Consider the following 503-nt stretch of genomic DNA (forward strand, 5'->3'; position numbering starts at 1 on the left):
CCAAAATCACCCCTCTCCCAGATACTACAAACTCAACCTTGGCCACCATGCTACAATCCACAAAATCTTTCCCGTTACGATGGTCTTACTGACCCTCGTCAATTCATCATGAGCTATGAAGCGGCAGTCGCCGCAGCAGGGGGAGATGAATCAACAATGGCAAAATCCTTTGTCATCATCCTGCGTGACATCGCACAAACATGGTACAGCAACCTTCGCCCCGGAACTGTGGATTCCTGGGCCTCCCTCAGAGACAAGCTGTGTACAAATTTCAAGGGCATCACTCCAGCCCCGTCAAACCCCATCGAGCTATTCAATTGCAAGCAAGAAGAACGCGAGCCGCTCCAAGATTACTAGCGAAGGTTCATTCAAATCAGAGCAAGGACCCCTGGGATATCTGACGAGGCTGTCATCCTCGCTGCAGTCAGCGGACTGCGTCCAGGCCCATGCTCTTCGAAATTTGCCAGGAAGCCGGCAAACACAATCGAGGAATTACGTGAGAC

General features: G+C 51.5%; 1 protein-coding gene. It reads left to right on the forward strand.

The window, feature by feature from the left end; translation table 11 throughout:
* A partial coding sequence (locus ACXVWB_RS11270) for a hypothetical protein (RefSeq protein ID WP_458485396.1) occupies positions 1-357 on the forward strand: 357 nt, incomplete at its 5' end.
* Positions 358-503 lie beyond the last annotated feature (146 nt).

Source organism: Haemophilus sp. SZY H53 (genome assembly GCF_054332375.1).